Source organism: Natrinema sp. HArc-T2, assembly GCF_041821085.1.
GTDB lineage: Archaea > Halobacteriota > Halobacteria > Halobacteriales > Natrialbaceae > Natrinema.
Genome location: NZ_JBGUAZ010000001.1, coordinates 79,457 through 96,204, shown reverse-complemented (window position 1 = coordinate 96,204; position 16,748 = coordinate 79,457). Strand labels below are relative to the sequence as shown.

Annotated in this window: 22 protein-coding genes; 14 read left to right on the top strand and 8 right to left on the bottom strand. The window is 62.9% G+C overall.

Translation table 11 applies throughout. From position 1 onward, the window contains the following. Window positions 1–625: 625 nt before the first annotated feature. The 10 genes from ACERI1_RS00550 (at window position 626) to ACERI1_RS00505 (ending at window position 6,127) form a co-directional block, all read left to right on the top strand. Window positions 626–1,495: an N-acetyltransferase family protein gene (locus ACERI1_RS00550; protein ID WP_373616069.1), complete on the top strand. Its 870-nt coding sequence runs from the start codon at window positions 626–628 to the stop codon at window positions 1,493–1,495. Window positions 1,496–1,554: 59 nt separating this feature from the next. Next, complete coding sequence (locus ACERI1_RS00545) at window positions 1,555–1,941, top strand: hypothetical protein (protein ID WP_373616068.1); 387 nt, start codon at window positions 1,555–1,557, stop codon at window positions 1,939–1,941. A gap of 176 nt (window positions 1,942–2,117) precedes the next feature. Further along, window positions 2,118–2,600, top strand: coding sequence for a hypothetical protein (locus ACERI1_RS00540; RefSeq protein ID WP_373616067.1), 483 nt, complete (start codon window positions 2,118–2,120; stop codon window positions 2,598–2,600). A 58-nt stretch (window positions 2,601–2,658) separates the two neighbouring features. Beyond that, window positions 2,659–3,009, top strand: coding sequence for a hypothetical protein (locus tag ACERI1_RS00535; RefSeq protein ID WP_373616066.1), 351 nt, complete (start codon window positions 2,659–2,661; stop codon window positions 3,007–3,009). A gap of 102 nt (window positions 3,010–3,111) precedes the next feature. Continuing rightward, the gene (locus tag ACERI1_RS00530; protein WP_373616065.1) at window positions 3,112–3,390 is read left to right on the top strand and encodes a ubiquitin-like small modifier protein 1; all 279 of its coding nucleotides are present in this window, start codon (window positions 3,112–3,114) and stop codon (window positions 3,388–3,390) included. 194 nt (window positions 3,391–3,584) lie between these two features. Then, window positions 3,585–4,325 carry an AzlC family ABC transporter permease gene (locus ACERI1_RS00525; protein WP_373616829.1) on the top strand — a complete coding sequence of 247 codons (741 nt, stop codon included), beginning with the start codon at window positions 3,585–3,587 and terminating at the stop codon, window positions 4,323–4,325. Beyond that, window positions 4,315–4,635 carry an AzlD family protein gene (locus tag ACERI1_RS00520; RefSeq protein ID WP_373616064.1) on the top strand — a complete coding sequence of 107 codons (321 nt, stop codon included), beginning with the start codon at window positions 4,315–4,317 and terminating at the stop codon, window positions 4,633–4,635. The genes ACERI1_RS00525 and ACERI1_RS00520 overlap by 11 nt, the downstream gene beginning before the upstream one ends. A gap of 89 nt (window positions 4,636–4,724) precedes the next feature. Beyond that, a complete protein-coding gene (locus ACERI1_RS00515) occupies window positions 4,725–4,985 on the top strand; it encodes a hypothetical protein (protein WP_373616063.1) in 261 nt (86 codons plus the stop codon). Further along, window positions 4,986–5,348 carry a hypothetical protein gene (locus ACERI1_RS00510; protein ID WP_373616062.1) on the top strand — a complete coding sequence of 121 codons (363 nt, stop codon included), beginning with the start codon at window positions 4,986–4,988 and terminating at the stop codon, window positions 5,346–5,348. Between the two features lie 326 nt (window positions 5,349–5,674). Next, entirely contained in the window at window positions 5,675–6,127 is a 453-nt protein-coding gene (locus tag ACERI1_RS00505) for a pyridoxamine 5'-phosphate oxidase family protein (protein WP_373616061.1), read from the top strand. Between the two features lie 51 nt (window positions 6,128–6,178). Here ACERI1_RS00505 and ACERI1_RS00500 read toward each other — a convergent pair whose 3' ends face one another. Further along, window positions 6,179–6,331 (bottom strand): FmdB family zinc ribbon protein, encoded by a 153-nt coding sequence (locus ACERI1_RS00500; protein ID WP_373616060.1) that lies wholly within the window; start codon window positions 6,329–6,331, stop codon window positions 6,179–6,181. 150 nt (window positions 6,332–6,481) lie between these two features. Next, the gene (locus ACERI1_RS00495; RefSeq protein WP_373616059.1) at window positions 6,482–7,141 is read right to left on the bottom strand and encodes a helix-turn-helix domain-containing protein; all 660 of its coding nucleotides are present in this window, start codon (window positions 7,139–7,141) and stop codon (window positions 6,482–6,484) included. A gap of 153 nt (window positions 7,142–7,294) precedes the next feature. Here ACERI1_RS00495 and ACERI1_RS00490 point away from each other — a divergent pair, with 153 nt between their 5' ends. Continuing rightward, complete coding sequence (locus tag ACERI1_RS00490; RefSeq protein ID WP_373616058.1) at window positions 7,295–7,678, top strand: helix-turn-helix domain-containing protein; 384 nt, start codon at window positions 7,295–7,297, stop codon at window positions 7,676–7,678. A gap of 123 nt (window positions 7,679–7,801) precedes the next feature. Here the strand turns inward: ACERI1_RS00490 and ACERI1_RS00485 are convergent, their stop codons facing one another. The 3 genes from ACERI1_RS00485 to ACERI1_RS00475 form a co-directional block, all read right to left on the bottom strand. Continuing rightward, the gene (locus tag ACERI1_RS00485; protein ID WP_373616057.1) at window positions 7,802–9,724 is read right to left on the bottom strand and encodes an aldehyde ferredoxin oxidoreductase family protein; all 1,923 of its coding nucleotides are present in this window, start codon (window positions 9,722–9,724) and stop codon (window positions 7,802–7,804) included. A gap of 344 nt (window positions 9,725–10,068) precedes the next feature. Then, window positions 10,069–10,254, bottom strand: coding sequence for a DUF1328 domain-containing protein (locus tag ACERI1_RS00480; protein WP_373616056.1), 186 nt, complete (start codon window positions 10,252–10,254; stop codon window positions 10,069–10,071). 114 nt (window positions 10,255–10,368) lie between these two features. Beyond that, window positions 10,369–12,270, bottom strand: a complete 1,902-nt coding sequence (locus tag ACERI1_RS00475; RefSeq protein ID WP_373616055.1) for a bacterio-opsin activator domain-containing protein — start codon at window positions 12,268–12,270, stop codon at window positions 10,369–10,371. A gap of 107 nt (window positions 12,271–12,377) precedes the next feature. Between ACERI1_RS00475 and ACERI1_RS00470 the strand changes: the two genes are divergently transcribed. Further along, window positions 12,378–12,569 carry an HVO_0649 family zinc finger protein gene (locus ACERI1_RS00470; protein ID WP_373616054.1) on the top strand — a complete coding sequence of 64 codons (192 nt, stop codon included), beginning with the start codon at window positions 12,378–12,380 and terminating at the stop codon, window positions 12,567–12,569. Window positions 12,570–12,815: 246 nt separating this feature from the next. Next, complete coding sequence (locus ACERI1_RS00465; protein ID WP_373616053.1) at window positions 12,816–14,084, top strand: hypothetical protein; 1,269 nt, start codon at window positions 12,816–12,818, stop codon at window positions 14,082–14,084. Between the two features lie 63 nt (window positions 14,085–14,147). On the opposite strand, the gene ACERI1_RS00460 is transcribed toward ACERI1_RS00465, so the two are convergent. Next, entirely contained in the window at window positions 14,148–14,711 is a 564-nt protein-coding gene (locus ACERI1_RS00460) for an NUDIX hydrolase (RefSeq protein ID WP_373616052.1), read from the bottom strand. Between the two features lie 197 nt (window positions 14,712–14,908). Here ACERI1_RS00460 and ACERI1_RS00455 point away from each other — a divergent pair, with 197 nt between their 5' ends. Then, the gene (locus ACERI1_RS00455) at window positions 14,909–15,184 is read left to right on the top strand and encodes a PadR family transcriptional regulator (protein WP_008009301.1); all 276 of its coding nucleotides are present in this window, start codon (window positions 14,909–14,911) and stop codon (window positions 15,182–15,184) included. Window positions 15,185–15,411: 227 nt separating this feature from the next. Here the strand turns inward: ACERI1_RS00455 and ACERI1_RS00450 are convergent, their stop codons facing one another. After that, window positions 15,412–15,642 carry a hypothetical protein gene (locus tag ACERI1_RS00450; protein ID WP_373616051.1) on the bottom strand — a complete coding sequence of 77 codons (231 nt, stop codon included), beginning with the start codon at window positions 15,640–15,642 and terminating at the stop codon, window positions 15,412–15,414. Window positions 15,643–15,821: 179 nt separating this feature from the next. After that, complete coding sequence (locus tag ACERI1_RS00445) at window positions 15,822–16,550, bottom strand: hypothetical protein (protein ID WP_373616050.1); 729 nt, start codon at window positions 16,548–16,550, stop codon at window positions 15,822–15,824. Between the last annotated feature and the right edge of the window lie 198 nt (window positions 16,551–16,748).

The following is a 16,748-nucleotide window of genomic DNA, read 5'->3' as shown; positions in this document are numbered from 1 at the left end:
GCTAACAAGCGGCCATTGCCTGCCACGGTCGCTCACCCAACTCGACGGTCGGTGTACGTAGGTCGGGCTCGGACTCGAGTCACGCAGTTCGAATGCAGTCCGTGATGTGTCCGACCGCCAGTGTGAGCTGATCGAAAGAGCGGGCACGTCCTGCGCAAGACGGACGATCGACACGTCATGCGGGCTGGTATCTCTTGGCCCCAGCACACCCGCATGCGGGTTGCGATCCGCCGGCACTGACATGACGACTGGCTGGAATCCGTCTCAATCGAGTGCTGGCCGAGTCGAACGCCGGGCCATCCCCGGTTCACAGTCGATGCTGCGTCACAAGTTCTCGATTTCAGTTCCCGTATCAACCGACGTGTGTCCCGAGTGGCTGGCGTGAGTCGCCGTCACCACTATAATAAACCCCATATCGCGATAGTAAATCGCGACTGAGTCCGTTCAAGTCGGGATCGGCAGCGACTGGAACAGGTCCTAGCAAGTGATTTCCGGTCGTGACAGGCGTCCGTACTGTTCGAAACGGTTGGGCCTCGAGTACAATGACGTACTTCGCCGCGGCGGGAACCAGATCGGCGCTGATACGAATCGCATACTAATACCGTCGGTTCGCGCGGTCGTTGCTATGAGCGTGTACCCGACCGGCTCGTTCGAAAACGAGCTCCAGCGACGCATCTACGAGTACGTCGAGCGAAACGGAGCCGTCACGCCTGCCGAGTTGGCGCGATCGATCGAAGTCGACGGCGGTCACTCGGATTCGAAACCAGCTCGATCGAGGGCGTACACCGAGTCGGTGCCACCCACGCAGGACGAGCTGCAGTCGTGTCTCGAGACGCTGCAAGCTGAGGGCTATCTGACCGACATCGACGGGAAGGTTCGGATCGCGCTCTCGGCAACGACGGCTGATCTCGAGTGCGACGAGGGGGTCGTCGTCATCCGACCGGCGCGCGAGGAAGACCGGGCCGGGGTCGTCGAGACGATGCGGACGGTCGCCGAGGGCGAGACGTACGTCGGCGCCGAGACCGTCGCGATGGAACTCGATCGGGAATCGGCGCTCGTCCGTGCCAACGAGGCGCGGTCGCGGATCGTCTTCGTGGCGATCCTTCTGCCGGAGCCGGCCGAGGACGAAGCCGAGACCGAGTCGTCCGAAGAACGTACCGAGCCACCGGCGACGGACGGCGATGTCGTCGGCTGGCTCCACATCGACGCACCGGCACTCCCGGCACTGCGTCACACTGCCGAACTCACCGTCGGGGTCGAGCCACAGTATCGACGGCGGGGCATCGGCTCGTCGCTGCTCGAGTACGGCCTCGAGTGGGCCAGCGACGCCGGGTATCAGAAATGCTATCAGAACGTGCCCGCGACCAACGACGACGCACTCGCGTTCTTGGAAGAACACGGCTGGCAGCGAGACGGCGAACACGAGGGCCAGTACTGTCTCGACGGCGAACTCGTCGACGAGATCATGTTGGCGACGTGGCTCGACTCCCAGTAGGCACCCCGGGGTCGCTGAATGGAAACAGTTTCTTGTCAGGCGATCGCATAGCACGTCGTATGGACGAAATTACGCTTGGTGTTCCGGAACCGATCCTCGAGCGACTGCCCGACGACGACGAGAGCGCGGCGGCAGACATGCAAAAGGCCGTCGCAGGCTGGGAAAACCGACTCAATCGGGCACTCGAGGACGCCGACGACGAGCGCGAGGCCGCCGCTCGCGTGCTCGAGGCAATCGACCGCTTCGAGGCGCGATACGAGACCTACGACGAACTGGTGCCGGAGCTGCGAGCGTGGGGACAGTCACCGATTTACGCGATCGCGTGGCGGACGCTGTACGCCGACGTGATCGCACAACTGCACGAACACGACGACCTCGCCGATCACCTCGATCGGGAGCGAAACGCCCGATTGGTGGCAGACGGCATTCGACTCCAGGATCTGTGACGAGCGGCGACACCTGCCGAACAATTGTCTGTAGAACCTGTCATGCGTAAGTGTAGTTCTATATAGCCATATTTTCGCCTTTGTATGTCTGTATCCCCGTTTTACTCTACCCACACCATAGAAGTAAAATATATCTGATAATAATTGTTTTGTAGTCAGACTCGAGAGTGAAACGTGTGGCGACGACTGACCGACCGACACCGGATGGAACAGACGCGATCGATCTGACGACTCGCGTCCGCCGTCGGCTTCTGCCGGCACTCCACCGGCTCAAAGAGCCCCTCGGTGGCTACGCCATCTGCAGACAACATCCAGCGGAGTACGTCGGCACCGTCAAGCGCACCCTGGCTGCAGTGCGGTCGATGCTCGCGGAGTTGGCGTTCGAGTCGGAGCCGATCGCGTCGCTGAAGGTTCACGACGACGGGCGACGCTCGGCAGGGAGTTGGGTCCGCCGCGAATCACCGCTTGCGCGCTGGCAACTGCACGTCACGCTGTTTCGGACGGGCGAAGGAACCGTCGAGGTGTTCGCCCATCGCGAACACTCGTGGCTTCGCCATCCGTACAAACACTACACACAGGACGGATGGGACATTCAAGGCGGCGTCGACCGGATGCGATCGCTCCTCTCGGCACACGGCGTTCCGTTCTGGGTCGAGTAGTGACCAATTGTGTTAATTCATACCAAGCATTGAAATTCCAGGCCACCTTAGAGACGGCATGGAGTTCGCTGTGTCCCGAACAGGGACGACACTCGTGACGCTTCACGGCGGATCCGATACGACTGCCTGTGACGACGCGACGTCGACAGTTGCCGACACCCTCGAGACCCTCGCAGCGGAGGGGACGATCACCGACTGGGACGTTACCGACGCCGACGTCTACGAACATCCAACGGCACCGTTCGATCCGTACACGATCTCCCTCGAGTTTTCCGTGACGGTCACCACCGAGGCCGACGACGAGCGCGAGGCAGCCGAAAGCGGCGCGAGCGCGATCGACGACGCACTCGCAACCGCCGATATCACGTCGGTCTCGTACACGACATCGCCAGCAGCCTCGGCGACCTGAGCTGGAAGCGATCACCGCCCGGGCGAACGCGCACACACCGCGAGACGCGATCGTAGTGGGACCACCGCCCGGACTTATGTCGTCCGACCACGACCCTCCTGTATGGACATCGATCTTCGGTTTTTCGCCACGTACCGGGAAGCCGTCGGGGAGAAAGAGCAAACGCGAACGATCGGAGACGAATCGACCGTCGGCGAGGTGCTCGCCGATCTCGAGGCCGAATACGACGGGCTCGAGGGGCAGTTACTCGAGGAGGGACAGATCCGGCCACAGCTGAGCGTGCTGAAAAACGGTCGCAACGTGGTCCACATGGCTGGAGCTGAGACCGCGCTCGAAGCGGATGACGTCGTGTCGGTGTTTCCGCCGGTCGCCGGCGGCTAGCGCCGAACCGACGTTCCTGACACGGGCGGCGAGAACGGGCCGTGATCGGCACGCCCGACGGCGATTTCGAGAACGCTTTACGCGTCGCTAGACTCGAATCGAACGTGACGAAACTCGACGGTAGCGACGCTGATCGGAGCCATGGTGAGTGCGTCGAGACTCCGTCGGACAACCCGATCGACGAACCGCACGCGATGGCAACGGAGGACGATCCGGCCGACGAACTGCACGTGACGGAAACGCAAAACGAGACGATCACGTTCGACCGCGAGGGAATTCGCGCCGGTTTTCTCACCTGCCTCCCGGTCGCACTCGGTGTCGGCGGCTACGGGGTCGCGTTCGGGATGCTCGCCCGCCAGGCAGGGCTGAGCGTCGCCGAGGCGACGCTGATGAGTGCGACCGTTATCGCGGGCGCCGCCCAGATCGTCGCCGTCGAACTCTGGGCGGAACCGCTCCCGGTCGCGACGATCGTTCTCACGACGCTTGCGATCAACCTGCGCTACTCGTTGATGGGTGCCGCGCTGAGCCCGTGGCTCGAGCGACTCACACCACGGCAGAGCTACGGGAGCCTGCTGGTGATGGCCGACGAAAACTGGGCGCTGACCATGCGCGAACTCAAGTCCGGCAGCAACCGGGGGGCGTTCCTCCTGGGAACCGGGATCGCGATCTGGTGTTGCTGGGTCGGCGCAACGGTCATCGGCGCGGCCGCCGGCGGCGTGATCGGCGATCCAGCGCAGTACGGAATCGACTTCGTCCTCGCGGCGGTCTTCGTCGCGCTCGCCGTCGAACTCTGGGAGGGACGCTCGACGCTCGTCCCGTGGCTCGTCGCGCTCGCGACCGCCATCACCGCCGCGAACGTCGTTCCGGGTCAGTGGTACATCCTGCTTGGCGGCCTCGCAGCCGCAACCGTCGAGGTGATCCGGTATGACGAGTGAGGGTGCGCTTGCGCTCGATCCGCTCGTCGTCGGCGTCATCCTCGCGATGACGCTCGTGACCGCGCTGACGAAAGTCGGTGGCTTCTGGCTGCTGCGCCGAATCGAGGTCAGCGAGCGACTCGAGGCCGGGCTGTCGGTCCTGCCGGGCGCGATCGTGATCGCAATCCTCGGACCGGAACTGGCGACCGGTGGACCAGCAGAGTGGGGTGCAGCCGGCGTCGTCGTGCTGGTCATGTGGCGCACGGAGAACATTCTGCTGGCGCTGTGTGGCGGCATCGGCGCGGTGGTCCTGTTTCGAGCGGTCGGCTGACCGCGCTCCATCACAGTACCGATGGCAGCGATCGGCCCTCGCCTGACCGCTGCCCGACAGTATATCCGTCCGGCAGCCGAATCAGGTGTATGACAGTGCGTCTCGAGCGATCCTTTCGCGGCATCTCCGAGCGGCTCGTGGTTCGATACCTGACGAAGCTTGGCGGCGAGCGAGTCGCCGACGATACCGTCGCAGGCGACGACTGGACGGCGACGTTCTCCTCGGAGACGGTCGGCGTCGGCCCCTCGCTCCAGTTGACCGAGGTGACAATCGTCTTCGAGGGCGAGGAAGCCACGCTCGAGCCCCTCGTCGAACAGTTCGCACAGAAAGCGATGCGCGCAGGTGGATAAATGGCGGGTGAGCCGATCGAGGGACAGGTCCTCCTGCTGACCGCCGCCAAGGCGAGCGTTGCGCCGACCCGACTGCCAGACCTGATCGATCGCACACAGGCGATGCTTGGACCGGACCTCGAGCGATATCGCCGGGAGTACGAACGGCTCTATACAGACGACGATCTGGAAGTCTTTCTCGTCGACTGGGGACACTGGGACGACCTCGGTACGCGTCTCGACGTGACCGACCGCGAGCTGTCGGCAATCTGCCGCGCACACGAAGAGCAGCTATTGCGGATCGGACGGCGGACGGACCGCGAGGCCGAATTCGAGACGGCACTCGAAATCCGGGAGCCGGTCATTATCGGGATCAGCGCCTAGTACCGACTGACCTGCGACGGACTCCTTCATACGGACACCTATGGACTCCTTCATACGGACACCTATCAGTCAGTGCCGGCGCACCCGCGACCCGTCATGTGGGTGTGCCGGTACCCAGTGATAGCAGACCGTATCAGACGAACTCGCAGGGCCGCCACGTGAGCCGGTCTGCAGTGACAGAGAGTGACTTGAGAAGCACGAAGTGGTGGGGCCGAGCCGGCGACACGACCGGATCGTCACAAACCGATGATACGATCTCCGCAGTGGTCTCGCGGTCGATGGCAACTATAAAGATAGTGTTGCACCTTTGGCAAGCTACTGAGACGATGGCCATCGAACAGGAGAACGAGATGACCGACACGGAGATCGACGACTTCCTCGGTCGACACGAGACGGGGGTGCTGTCGCTTGCGCGCGCAGACGAGCCCTATGCGATCCCGATCTCGTACGGCTACGACGACGACGATCGGGAGTTCTATATGCGGCTGGTTTCGACGCCCGAGAGCGAAAAACGCCAGTTCCTCGAGTCCTCGCCGGAGGCACGACTCGTCGTCTACGATGAGGCGGAGGCGTCCTATCGCAGTATCATCGCGACTGGCAGCCTCGAGAGCATCGAGCCGTCGGAGCTCACACCCGAGGAAATCGCCCAGTACGGCGAGGCAAAGCGACCACTGTTCGAGCTCTGGGCTGACGGGAAAGACGACCTCTGTATCGAACTCTATCGCCTCGAACCGGCCACGCTCAACGGTCGCTGGACCAAAGTCGACCGGCAGGCCTAGACTAGCAGCGGAAGTCGCGCAGGACGGACACTCGAGGGGGACGGTGCGGTTTCAGTTCTCGGTCGGTTGCCCCGCCGCGAAGTCAGACGGCGTCACCGACGCTGCACAAACCGGACAGCCGTGTGTCAGCGTGGCTTCGCGCATCGATTCATTGACTTCGATTTCTTGCCCACACTCGGGGCACGTGAATTCGTATCTACTCATGGCGGAGCGGGTCGGGTAGCACCCTCGCTTGTGTACGGTATAGCTGCACGTCCGGTATATATAGCATTGCGGTTCGCTGCCGCGTGCCTGTAGGTCCCGACACGTTCTTAGGGGTTGAATCCAGATGAATCGCCGACCGCGACGAGACGCCTACTCGTGATCGAGAATCGCGTTCAGGAGTTTCGTCTGTGCTGCGGCGAGGTGTTCGGTCAGCGTCGTCCCGGTGATTCCGAGCTCGTCAGCGACCTCGCCGGCGTTTGCCCGCTTTGGGTGTTCGAAATACCCCATTCGATGTGCCGTCTCGAGGACTTCGGCCTGGCGGTCGGTGAGCGTGTTCCGATCGACGAAGACGAGGTTCTGCTCGGTATGTTCTTGTTGGGACTGGAGCAGCCGCTGGACGTCGAGCGTCGCATAGCGCTCCCGCAACGCGCCGATGACCGTCTGGAGGTGTGTCATATCTGGTGCGTGAAACGTCAGGTACAGCGACGCGCCATGTGCACGGACATCGACGGGCGGACAGTCGAAGCGCTCGATGCACGCACAGGGACAGCCGTGGTCGAGGTCGCGCTCGAACCGATAGACGGTACTCGAGCCATACGAGAAGATCGCCGAGAGCTTCGCGTCGACGTCGAATTCGTCGGGTTCTATCTCCGCCTCGAGCATGAATTCGACGGTCACGCGTTCGGGCGTCGACGGGTTGGTACTCTTCGAGACGGAGTGGACCCGACCGCTCGTTTCGGCTGCGGCCTGTGTGACGATACAGTCGGTCGGATCGTCGATCTTTACCTCCGCGCGAATCCCCGATGCCATGACGCACTGGTGGGACGCAGGCATCCTAAAGCCTGCGTCCGCAAGCACCTCACGTACGCCGCCGAGCGAGAATTACGACACCGTATATAAAGCACCCTGTATTTATTGGGACTCATTTGGAGGGGGACTGGTTGCTACTAGGGGATGTAACAGATGTCCGCTACGAACTCAGACACCCGGCGACGAGGCTGGCAACGTGACGATCCTGTCGATCCCCAGGCCGTGCTCGCAGCACTCGACGACGACGCCTGCCGGGCCATTCTCGAGGCGACAGCCGAAACCGCGCTGACGGCGACGGAACTTTCCGAGGAATGTGACATCCCGATGTCGACAGCCTACCGGAAAGTCGAGATGCTGACCGAAGCCGAGCTGGTCACAGAGCAAGTCCGGATCAACACCTCGGGCAAGCACGCGACCGAGTACCGGAAGAACTTCGACGACGTGCTGGTCTCCGTCGCCGACGGCGGTGTCGAAGTCGAGCTGACGAAGCCGGACGAAGCCGACTCGGCTGCCACCTACGCCGTCGCAGACGACTAGCGTCGCTACGGAGTCAGCTGTCGCGGACACGATCCGTCTCATCCCGTAGCGGACGCAGTCGACGGCTCGAAGCGGCTTTTGCTGTTTGTAATAATTCGGTCGCCGCAAGGACGACGATAGCGATCAGTCGTCGCCCGAGACCGCTGCACCGCCCTCGCTGCTGACGCCCGTTCCGGGGCCAATATCGATCCCGAGTTCGTCGAGTTTCTCGTCGGGGACGACGCCGTCGACCCAGCCGCGGTGTTCGTAGTACTCTGCTTTCATCTCGTCGAGTTCGCAGTACTCGCCTTCGCTTGCGCCCTGCCCGCGGATGCCGTCCTCGAGGAAGCGCTCGGGTAGCGAGTCGTCGCTGCCGTCGAAGCCGACGAGGTTGTTGTAGTACCGCTCGAGGTTGTACACCCGTTCGCCGGCCTCGAGGAGTTCGTCTTCGGTGACGTCACGGCCGGTCATCCCGTTGTACTGGGTGACGTACTCCTCGATGCCTTCGGCGAAGGCGTTGAACTTGCAGATGTCGAAGGAGTCGCTGATGGCGTGGAGATCCTGGAACTGAGCGGTGAGTTCGCCCTTGCCCTCGTACTCGTAGGGGTCGACCTTCTCGGGGATGCCCAGGATTTCGGCGGCGGGGGTGTAGCCCCGCAGGTGGCAGGCCCCGCGGTTCGAGGTGGCGTAGCCGATGCCCATGCCCTTCATACAGCGCGGGTCGTAGGCCGCGATCGTCTGGCCTTTGACCGCCAGCGAGTTGTCGTGGGCCTCCTTGCGGTCGGCGACCCGGCGTGGCCCTTCGGCCAGCAGGTCCGCGAGGTCGTCCTCGCGGCGGGCGATCCGGTCGATCAGGTCGATCATCGTCTCGGTGTCGCCCCACTCGAGGTCGCCTTCCTCGAGTTTGCCCTCCTCGGACATCTCCATGGCCATCGCCATCATGTTGCCCGTGTCGATGGTGTCGACGCCCATGTCGTTACAGCGCTCGATCATCAGCGCGATAGCGTCGCGGTCGGTGTGACCGGAGTTCGGGCCGAGCGCGTAGGCCGATTCGTACTCGTAGGATTCGGTCCGGACGTTCATCTCCTCGCCTTTGTGCATCGTCTGGACTTCGACTTCCTTCTTGCAGGCGACCGGACAGGAGTGACAGGTCGGCTCGTCGACGAGGATGTTCTCACGGACGTTCTCGCCGGAGACGCGTTCGGCGTCGATGTCGACGCCTTCGGCCTCGCGCATGGCCTTGGTCGAGGTGTATTTGCCGTTTTTCGTCGGGAGGCCGTCCATCTCCTCGCCGATGTTCATTAAGACGTTCGTCCCGTACATCGAGAGCCCACCCTCGTTGGGCGCGGTGACCTCCGACTCCTGGATGGCCTGCATGGCCTGCTGGTGGCCCTCTCGGAAGGTTTCCGGATCGGCCGGCTGTGGCATCTTCGTCGAGGACTTGACGACGACCGCTTTGAGGTTCTTCGACCCCATGACACAGCCCGTCCCGCCCCGTCCCGATGCGCGGTCGTCCTCGTTGATGATACAGGCGTACTTAATTTCGTTCTCACCGCCAGGACCGATCGCCATGATCGAGAGGTTCTTGCCGTAGGACCCGTCGACTTCCTCCTCGATCGTCTCGCGGGTTTCGTGGACGCCGTTCCCCCAGAGGTGAGACGCGTCCCGAAGTTCGACCTCGCCGTCCTCGACGACGGCGTAGACCGGGTCGTCGGCCTGGCCCTCGAAGAGGAGGCCGTCGAAGCCGGACCACTTGAGCCGGGCACCGGACCAGCCGCCGTGGTGGCTGTCGGTGACGGTACCGGTCAGCGGCGATTTCGTACAGACGGCGATCCGACCACTCATCGTCACTTGCGTGCCCGACAGCGGCCCGTTCATGAACGCGAGCAGGTTGTCGGGGCCGAGCGGATCGACGTCCGGTCCCTGATCGAAGACGTACTTTACCCCGAGCCCTCGCGCACCGATATACTTCTTCGCGTCCTCGTCGTCGATCGACTCGTAGGCAACCTCCCCATCCGAGAGATCGATGCGGGCGACTCTATCTTGGAATCCACCGAGTTCAGTCATGGTAAATGCTCACCATTATCTATGACGCCCAGCGTGTTAGGCGTTCTCAACCGCGCGTAACCAGTACCGGTTATCGGAGTCGCGGTATCGAGACTGGACCGATCGCCGGATGACGCTGGAACGGATTCGCTCGATACACTCGCCGACACTGCAAACTGCGACAGACACGTAACCAGCAGCGATCACATCTCGAGTCAGAGCAGTAGCTAGCTATCGGAGCCTCTGACCATCACTGCACACCCGGTCGCCCGACGGGAGGGGGTTCGGAGTAAGTTTCGCGAGCGAGTACCGCGGACGATGCGATCGGTGTGTCACTCGGTTCAAGTGGTACGATAGCCGGCGTGTCACAACAGGAGTACGATCACCGCGAGGATGACGACGATCAACACGACGATCCGTTCGAGTTCCACCGAGCTCTCGGCAACACCACGCGCACCAACCACGGCGGCGGTAATCGCGAGAGTGAAACAGACGACCGCCCAGTAGAGAACCACTCCTCCGATCTGCAGCGGCGTTGCGAACGAGAGCATGGCGACGACCCACACGATGTACGATGGAGAATATAAACGCCGGCGACCGTCCACGACGTCTCTCGGGGCTAAGCTTCGACTACCGTTCTCGAGCCGTGACGGTCTCGAGCCCTGCTATGCGTCGCCGAAGAACGCCCGACACAGTTTCGCCTCGGCGGTCCGCAGGTGCTCGTGGAACGTCGGTCGCGAGACGCCCATCGACTGGGCGAGTTCCTCGCCGGTCGTCGGTCGCGGCCACTCGAAGTAGCCGCCGAGATACGCCCGCTGTAACGCGCCGAACTGGCGGTCGGTCAGCGCCTCCTCGAGCCCGGCTGCGAACTCCTCACGCGTTTCGGCCTCGCGCTCGCGCTGCTGGAAGGAGATGATATCGGTGCCGGTATAGCGGTCCTCGACGGCCTCGACGACTGCGCGGACGTTCGCCGAGCGTGGGACCTCGAGTGTGAGTCGCGCACGACCGGCCTCGCTTTCGATCGCCTGGGTGCGAACGCCGCGCTCGGAGAGCCAGCCGACGAGGTTGTCCGCGCCAGTCAGTTCGATCAGAACCTCCTCGTCGCGTTCGACGACCACGCGACAGTCAACGTCGGAGAGGTCCGCAGCAGCCGCAGTGAGTTCGTCCGCGCTTGCACCAGTGGCGGTAAACAGCGACGCCGTCTCGTCGTCGATGCGGTGGACCGACCGGCGATACTCGAGTCGACAGTTGGCGTCGGTCGAGAGGGCGACGGGTGCGAGCGTGCGATCCGTCACGTCGAGTTCGACGGCGACGACGGCGTCGGTCGTGAGCACGCGACTGGTCTCGCGGGCATTGATCCCGCTGGCGACCGCGCGAGCCAGCGCAGAAAGGATGATCGCTTCGCGGTCGTCGACAGCGCGCGTTCGATCCGTTCGGATGGTCAACACGCCGTATTCGATCTCGTTGTACGACAGCGGGAAGGCAGCGAGCGTCGTTCCATCGCGAGTATCGACTGCGGGCTCGCCGGTCACAAGCGTCTCCGCGGCGGGATGGTCGTCGTCCGTCTCGAGCCGATCGCGTTCGGGGCCGGCCCCCGCGCTCGAGCGGACGCCGATCGTGCCGGTCGCCGGATTCCGCTCGCCGATCCAGACCCCGTCGTAGGCGTCTTCTGCAGCGATCCGGTCACAGACTTCGGCCTCGAGTTCTGCGCGGTCGGTCGACCCGGCGACGACGTCGGTCACGTCCTGAATCAACCCCTCGACGCGGTCTAAGATGTACTCGAGTTCGTCGGTTCGGCGCTCGAGTTCGAGTTCGGCCTCCTTGCGCGCGGTAATGTCGTTCTGGAAACCGACGTAGTGGGTTACGCGGTCCGAGTCGTCGCGAACTGGGGCGATCGTGACCTCGTTCCAGAACTCGGTGCCGTCCTTGCGGTAGTTTTTGAGTTCGACGGTGACCGGTCGATCCTCGTCGATGGCCGCCGCCATCTCGGCGATCGCGTCCTCGTCGGACTCCTCGCCCTGCAGGAACCGGCAGTTCCGACCGACGACCTCGTCGTACTCGTAGCCGGTGATCTCCTCGTAGGCGTCGTTGACGTAGACGAGCGGGTTGTCCTCGCGGTCGGGATCGGAGATCGTGATCCCGACGGGGGCTTCCTCGAGTGCGCGATCTTTCACCAGCCGATCGCTCGTTCCCGGCTGTGTGCCATCCGACACATCGTCAGCGCCGCCGGCAGCGGCGGATCCGCCGCGATCGAACGTGATCGTTGCACCATCGGCACCGCGGTGGATGCGGGCACCCTCGCGGCCATCATCGAGGTCGATCCATCGGGCAGTGCCGACCGTCGTCTCGTCGATCGCCGTCGCGAGCCGGTTCCAGCGCGTCCCGAGTGCGGTCGCCGCGTCGCGGTCGGCGTCACCGATTTCGAAAGCATCACGGGCAGCCGGGTTCGCGTACGTGACCGTCCCGTCGGCGACCGCCACCACCGGATCGACCACGTGCTCGAGCGCACGCGCCGCTCCAGCGGGATCACCGAGACCACCGCCGCGATCCGCGTCGACATCGTCCATGTCCCTCACTAGGTCGTGATACCTAAGAATCGTTGTGATAGGCAGACGGTACAGTGACTCACCGACGAGCCTAGAATGTTATATACTGTCACGACATATGTTGTCACATGTCTGCCCATCGTTCGCCGTTCGAGCAACTCCGGGAGAAGTTCGACGAGTCGGAACTCCGCTGTCCGTCGTGTGGCTATATCGACACCGACGGTGGCTGGCGCGTGACCACGTCGGGCGAACGGGTCCAATACCAGTTCGTCTGTCCGGCCTGCGACGCCGTCGAGACGCGCGAACTCCGACTCGAGTAACTACTACGGCCGTGATCGGTTGTCGGCGACGCGAGGCGACGCTTGTGTTTCGAGGGGCAATCAAAGGTTTTGATGCGGGATCGCGGGTAAGCATCTGGTTGGAACCCACTCGGGCACCGCGGCGGTGAGGAGTTTGTCCGGGTCCCCGGAGCAGCGACAGCGAGCAGCCATAATGGGTGTTTTCGGTGAAACAATGTCGTAACGGTCGGCTCATTTTAGCTCGGAAACGGCCGTCGGTCGACCCGTATGGATTCACGATCGCAGATACTCGGTGTTGTGTTCGTCGCGCTGCTGGTCACGCTCGCGGGGGGTCCCGCCCTCGTCGGTGGCGCGACCACGGCCACGAACGACGACGCCGGAGACATGAGCGAGACGAGCGCGACGCTGCAAAACGTCCAGGTTGGCACACTGGAACTCGACAACGTCACGATCGAGAACGCGACGATCGAGGAACTCACCGTCGAGCAACTCGATGTCCAAGGAGACACCGACCAGCTCGAACAGCAGCTGAACGAGACCGACGGGAACCAGACCGCAGACAACGAGAGCGCAGATAACGAGACTGCAGATACTGAAACCGCGGACGACGAGCCCTCCGAGGTGACGATTTCGAACGTCGCCTTCGAATCGCTGGTACTCGAGAACGTCTCGCTCGACGAACTCGACGGCGCTAACGAGAGCATGGCCGTCACCGAGGCCGACGGGGAGAACGAAACCGACGCCAACGAAACCGACAGCGGGAACGAAACCGACGCCAACGAAACCGACAGCGGGAACGAAACCGACGCCAACGAAACCGACAGCGGGAACGAAACCGACGCTAACGAGACCGACGGCGAAAGCGAGTCCGAAACGGGTCTCCAGCAGGTCGTCGACGAGGACGCCAGCACGGTCGCGGTACAGGACATGACGATCGAGTCGATGAACGTCGACCAACTGACGATCGAGGACCTGACCGTCGAAGACGGTGACAGTGACGGTGACGGTAACGGTAACGACGGGGGTATCCTCTCCGGCATCGCCGACACCGTCGGCGGCCTGTTCGGCGGCAGCGGTGACGGCGGAAACCAGACAAACGACACCGCAACCGATAGCAACGAAAGCATCCAGCAGATCGAGTCGCTCACCATCGAGCAGTTTGACGTCGACGAGATCACAGTCGAAGCGATGACCGTCGGCACCCTCGAGACCCAGCAGGGAGACACCGAGACGACCGAAAACGAGACCGCCGCGGATGGTAACGAGACGGCAACGGGCGAGACGATTTCGTCCGTCTCAGCCGGATCGATGACGGTCGAGAATAGCACCGTCGACACCCTCACCATCGGCGAAACACAGGGTCTCGAGGAAGCCCTGCAGCAGCCAGCCGACGGCGGGGCGAACGAAACCGGTAACGAGACTGGCAACGTAACCAACGAAACCGGCGACACAACCAACGAAACGAGCGACGAGACCGATAACGTGACCAACGAAACCGACGAGGGGACTGGCAACGCGACAAACGAAACGGAGTAACGGTATCAGCAGATCACCGGATCACACCGGTTGATTGGCGCGTTGCAGTACCGATCACTATTTTTACGCCGGGCCACACGCTGGCTCGACCAGCCGATAGTAGGAGACGGCGAGTACCGTCCGCCCGTCGTCGATCTCGCCGGCGACGACCGCGTCGGTGAGGTCCGCAAACGACAGCTCAGTTGGTCGAATGCTCTCGTTGTGATCGAGTTGCTGTTCGGCAGTCGGTCGACAGCCGTCGGCGACGAAAACGTGCAAGCGCGTATCCGCGATTCCGTTTGCGGGTTCGACCGACACCAGCGGCTCGAGTCGCTCGGCTTCGTAGCCGGTCTCCTCAGCGAGTTCGCGATGGGCTGCGGCCTCGAGATCGTCGTCGTCGGGTTCGACGCCGCCGACGGGGAGCCCGCGACTGATTCGCGAGACAGCCTGTCGCCATTCCTCGATACAGACGACGTCACCGTCAGGTGTAAACGGCAGGATGCAGACGCTCGGCGGCTCCGAGAGGTAATCGAACTCGGTTTCCGTGCCATCGGGAAGTTGCACGGACTCGTTAACGACATCGAAACCGGGACAGGAGTAGGCTACTCGACGTTCGCGCGTTTCCCAGGCCAGTTGATCGGTTGGCATAGCGACCGATACGGCGGTGATCGTCAAAAGCGACGCGTCATATTGATGTAGGCATTCGCTGTCGCCGTGTGGCTGCTCTCGCTGGCCGTTCTCCGCTGACAGCAGTCCTATGGAGCGCATTCGGGGACAGAGCGGGCGTGTACCCGCTCTATAACAAAACCACAGAGTGGTGAAGGTCGTCACTCAGAGGGTGATCCATGGATCAGCTAACTGGCTTCCAGCGCGACTTGCTGTACGTAATTGCAGGAAAAGATCGACCGTCCGGACAAGAGATCCTCGACGACATCAACGACTACATCGACCAGCCGGTCACACACGGTCGGCTGTATCCCAATCTCGACACGCTCGTCGAGAAAGAACTCGTCGAGAAAGGTGAACTCGACCGGCGAACGAACTACTACGCGCTGACGCCGAAAGGCAGACGTGCACTCCAGCGCCGCCAGAAGTGGGTCGATCAGTACGTCGACGTCTGAACTACCCTCCTCGCTCACGGCAGCGCTCGGTCGCTCCGTGAGGAGCGGGGTCCCGCTTCTGCGATGGCGTCAGACTCGCAGCAACGGGTGATACTACCGAACAACCGTCAGTACAGACTCGAGCGCGTCCCAACGGCTGTCACCGCTGGTGACACGGCTCGAGTGCGACCGCAGGCGACCCGGCTTGTCCGGCAGTATGTGAAACCGTGCAGCGCTCGCTCTCGCCATCACCGAGCATCGTCGAGATCGACGACCAGTTCGAGGTCTGCGGTCAGCCAGGCGTTCAGTTTCTCCGTTGTCGAACCCTCGTGGGGAACGAGCGTACAGCGATCGCTGCCGGATTCGTATCGAACGACGATGGCATCGAACAGTACCGTCTCGTCGGAGTCGACCGCGTCGGTGGCAGCCGCGTACTCGTGGGCAGTACCCTCATCGATCCGGTCAGTAGAGCCATCCATGGTAGTCCTGGCGACCGTCGTCGCCACCACGTCCTATGCTCAGACGGTACAAAACAGCTACTAGTTCCGGTATAGAGCAGTTGGGTCCGCTGTATATCGCTCCAGAACCACCTCGAGAGCCGACGCAGTCGTGTCCCCCACAGCGGTTCGCTCGTCGCCGCTGAACGCCTGTGTGGGGTTTAGTCGCCGCCGAGACTGACCTGCGCGAGATCCGCCTCGAGGTCGTCGACGTAGTGGTTGAACGCGGCGACGAAGGCGGGAACGTCGTCAGCGAGCCGGCGAACCTCGGTGGCCGCCGGTGGCCCGTACTGTGAGAGGAGGTAGGTGCCGTCGGAACCACCGACTCGCAGGTACGAGGCAACGTCGCCGTCCCACTTCAGTTCCCAGCGGGTGCCCGCGACCGTCGTCGCGTAGGTGCCGTACTCGCCGTCGTACCGATGGAGTTGGGCCGCCATCGCGTCACCGACCTCGCGGATCCGATCGACGATCCGGTCCCGTTCGGCGACCAGTTCCGCCGTCGACTCGACCGGTGGGAACTCCTCGGGCACATCCGCGAACAGCCCGTCGAACGAGCGGACGTACTCGTTGTACGCCGCGACGAACGCCCCGTAGTCGGTCATCGCCGTCTCTAAGGCCTCGGGTTCGGGTGGCTGCTTGCTCGAGACGACGTACGTCTCCGACCCCGAGGTGGGCTCGAATCGCAGATACTGGACGTCACCGGCCTCGTACTTGATCGTCCACCTGCCGCCGTCGGTATCGAACGTTTCCTGCCCGTAATCGCCACCCTGTAATACGGCGAGCTCCCGCGCGATCTCACCGGCGTGGGCCCGCACACGGGCAGCCAGTTCGTCCCGTTGCTCGGCGATGTCGTCCATGCGCTCGACGTCCGACTCGAGTTCGTCGGTCATTACTCGAGAGAGGGTCCGATGCTCGGTAATGGTTGCGTCTCGGGTCAGACGGTCTGCTGTCCTGCTGTTCCGGTGGGACCGTAGGGTATGGTGGTCGCGGGGGCACCGGCACTGACCGACAGGTGTCCGTCTGACAGGAGTCCGTGTCAGGATTCAAAAAACGCGTCTGCAGGGGCAGTCCGACAGTCGACTGCCGGT

Bases quoted from the DNA above. Each gene is read 5' to 3' on its own strand.
- ACERI1_RS00550 (WP_373616069.1), top strand. From the start codon at position 626: ATGAGCGTGTACCCGACCGGCTCGTTCGAAAACGAGCTCCAGCGACGC.
- ACERI1_RS00545 (WP_373616068.1), top strand. From the start codon at position 1,555: ATGGACGAAATTACGCTTGGTGTTCCGGAACCGATCCTCGAGCGACTG.
- ACERI1_RS00535 (WP_373616066.1), top strand. From the start codon at position 2,659: ATGGAGTTCGCTGTGTCCCGAACAGGGACGACACTCGTGACGCTTCAC.
- ACERI1_RS00530 (WP_373616065.1), top strand. From the start codon at position 3,112: ATGGACATCGATCTTCGGTTTTTCGCCACGTACCGGGAAGCCGTCGGG.
- ACERI1_RS00525 (WP_373616829.1), top strand. From the start codon at position 3,585: ATGGCAACGGAGGACGATCCGGCCGACGAACTGCACGTGACGGAAACG.
- ACERI1_RS00520 (WP_373616064.1), top strand. From the start codon at position 4,315: ATGACGAGTGAGGGTGCGCTTGCGCTCGATCCGCTCGTCGTCGGCGTC.
- ACERI1_RS00515 (WP_373616063.1), top strand. From the start codon at position 4,725: ATGACAGTGCGTCTCGAGCGATCCTTTCGCGGCATCTCCGAGCGGCTC.
- ACERI1_RS00510 (WP_373616062.1), top strand. From the start codon at position 4,986: ATGGCGGGTGAGCCGATCGAGGGACAGGTCCTCCTGCTGACCGCCGCC.
- ACERI1_RS00505 (WP_373616061.1), top strand. From the start codon at position 5,675: ATGGCCATCGAACAGGAGAACGAGATGACCGACACGGAGATCGACGAC.
- ACERI1_RS00500 (WP_373616060.1), bottom strand. From the start codon at position 6,331: ATGAGTAGATACGAATTCACGTGCCCCGAGTGTGGGCAAGAAATCGAA.
- ACERI1_RS00495 (WP_373616059.1), bottom strand. From the start codon at position 7,141: ATGGCATCGGGGATTCGCGCGGAGGTAAAGATCGACGATCCGACCGAC.
- ACERI1_RS00490 (WP_373616058.1), top strand. From the start codon at position 7,295: ATGTCCGCTACGAACTCAGACACCCGGCGACGAGGCTGGCAACGTGAC.
- ACERI1_RS00485 (WP_373616057.1), bottom strand. From the start codon at position 9,724: ATGACTGAACTCGGTGGATTCCAAGATAGAGTCGCCCGCATCGATCTC.
- ACERI1_RS00480 (WP_373616056.1), bottom strand. From the start codon at position 10,254: ATGCTCTCGTTCGCAACGCCGCTGCAGATCGGAGGAGTGGTTCTCTAC.
- ACERI1_RS00475 (WP_373616055.1), bottom strand. From the start codon at position 12,270: ATGGACGATGTCGACGCGGATCGCGGCGGTGGTCTCGGTGATCCCGCT.
- ACERI1_RS00470 (WP_373616054.1), top strand. From the start codon at position 12,378: ATGTCTGCCCATCGTTCGCCGTTCGAGCAACTCCGGGAGAAGTTCGAC.
- ACERI1_RS00465 (WP_373616053.1), top strand. From the start codon at position 12,816: ATGGATTCACGATCGCAGATACTCGGTGTTGTGTTCGTCGCGCTGCTG.
- ACERI1_RS00460 (WP_373616052.1), bottom strand. From the start codon at position 14,711: ATGCCAACCGATCAACTGGCCTGGGAAACGCGCGAACGTCGAGTAGCC.
- ACERI1_RS00455 (WP_008009301.1), top strand. From the start codon at position 14,909: ATGGATCAGCTAACTGGCTTCCAGCGCGACTTGCTGTACGTAATTGCA.
- ACERI1_RS00450 (WP_373616051.1), bottom strand. From the start codon at position 15,642: ATGGATGGCTCTACTGACCGGATCGATGAGGGTACTGCCCACGAGTAC.
- ACERI1_RS00445 (WP_373616050.1), bottom strand. From the start codon at position 16,550: ATGACCGACGAACTCGAGTCGGACGTCGAGCGCATGGACGACATCGCC.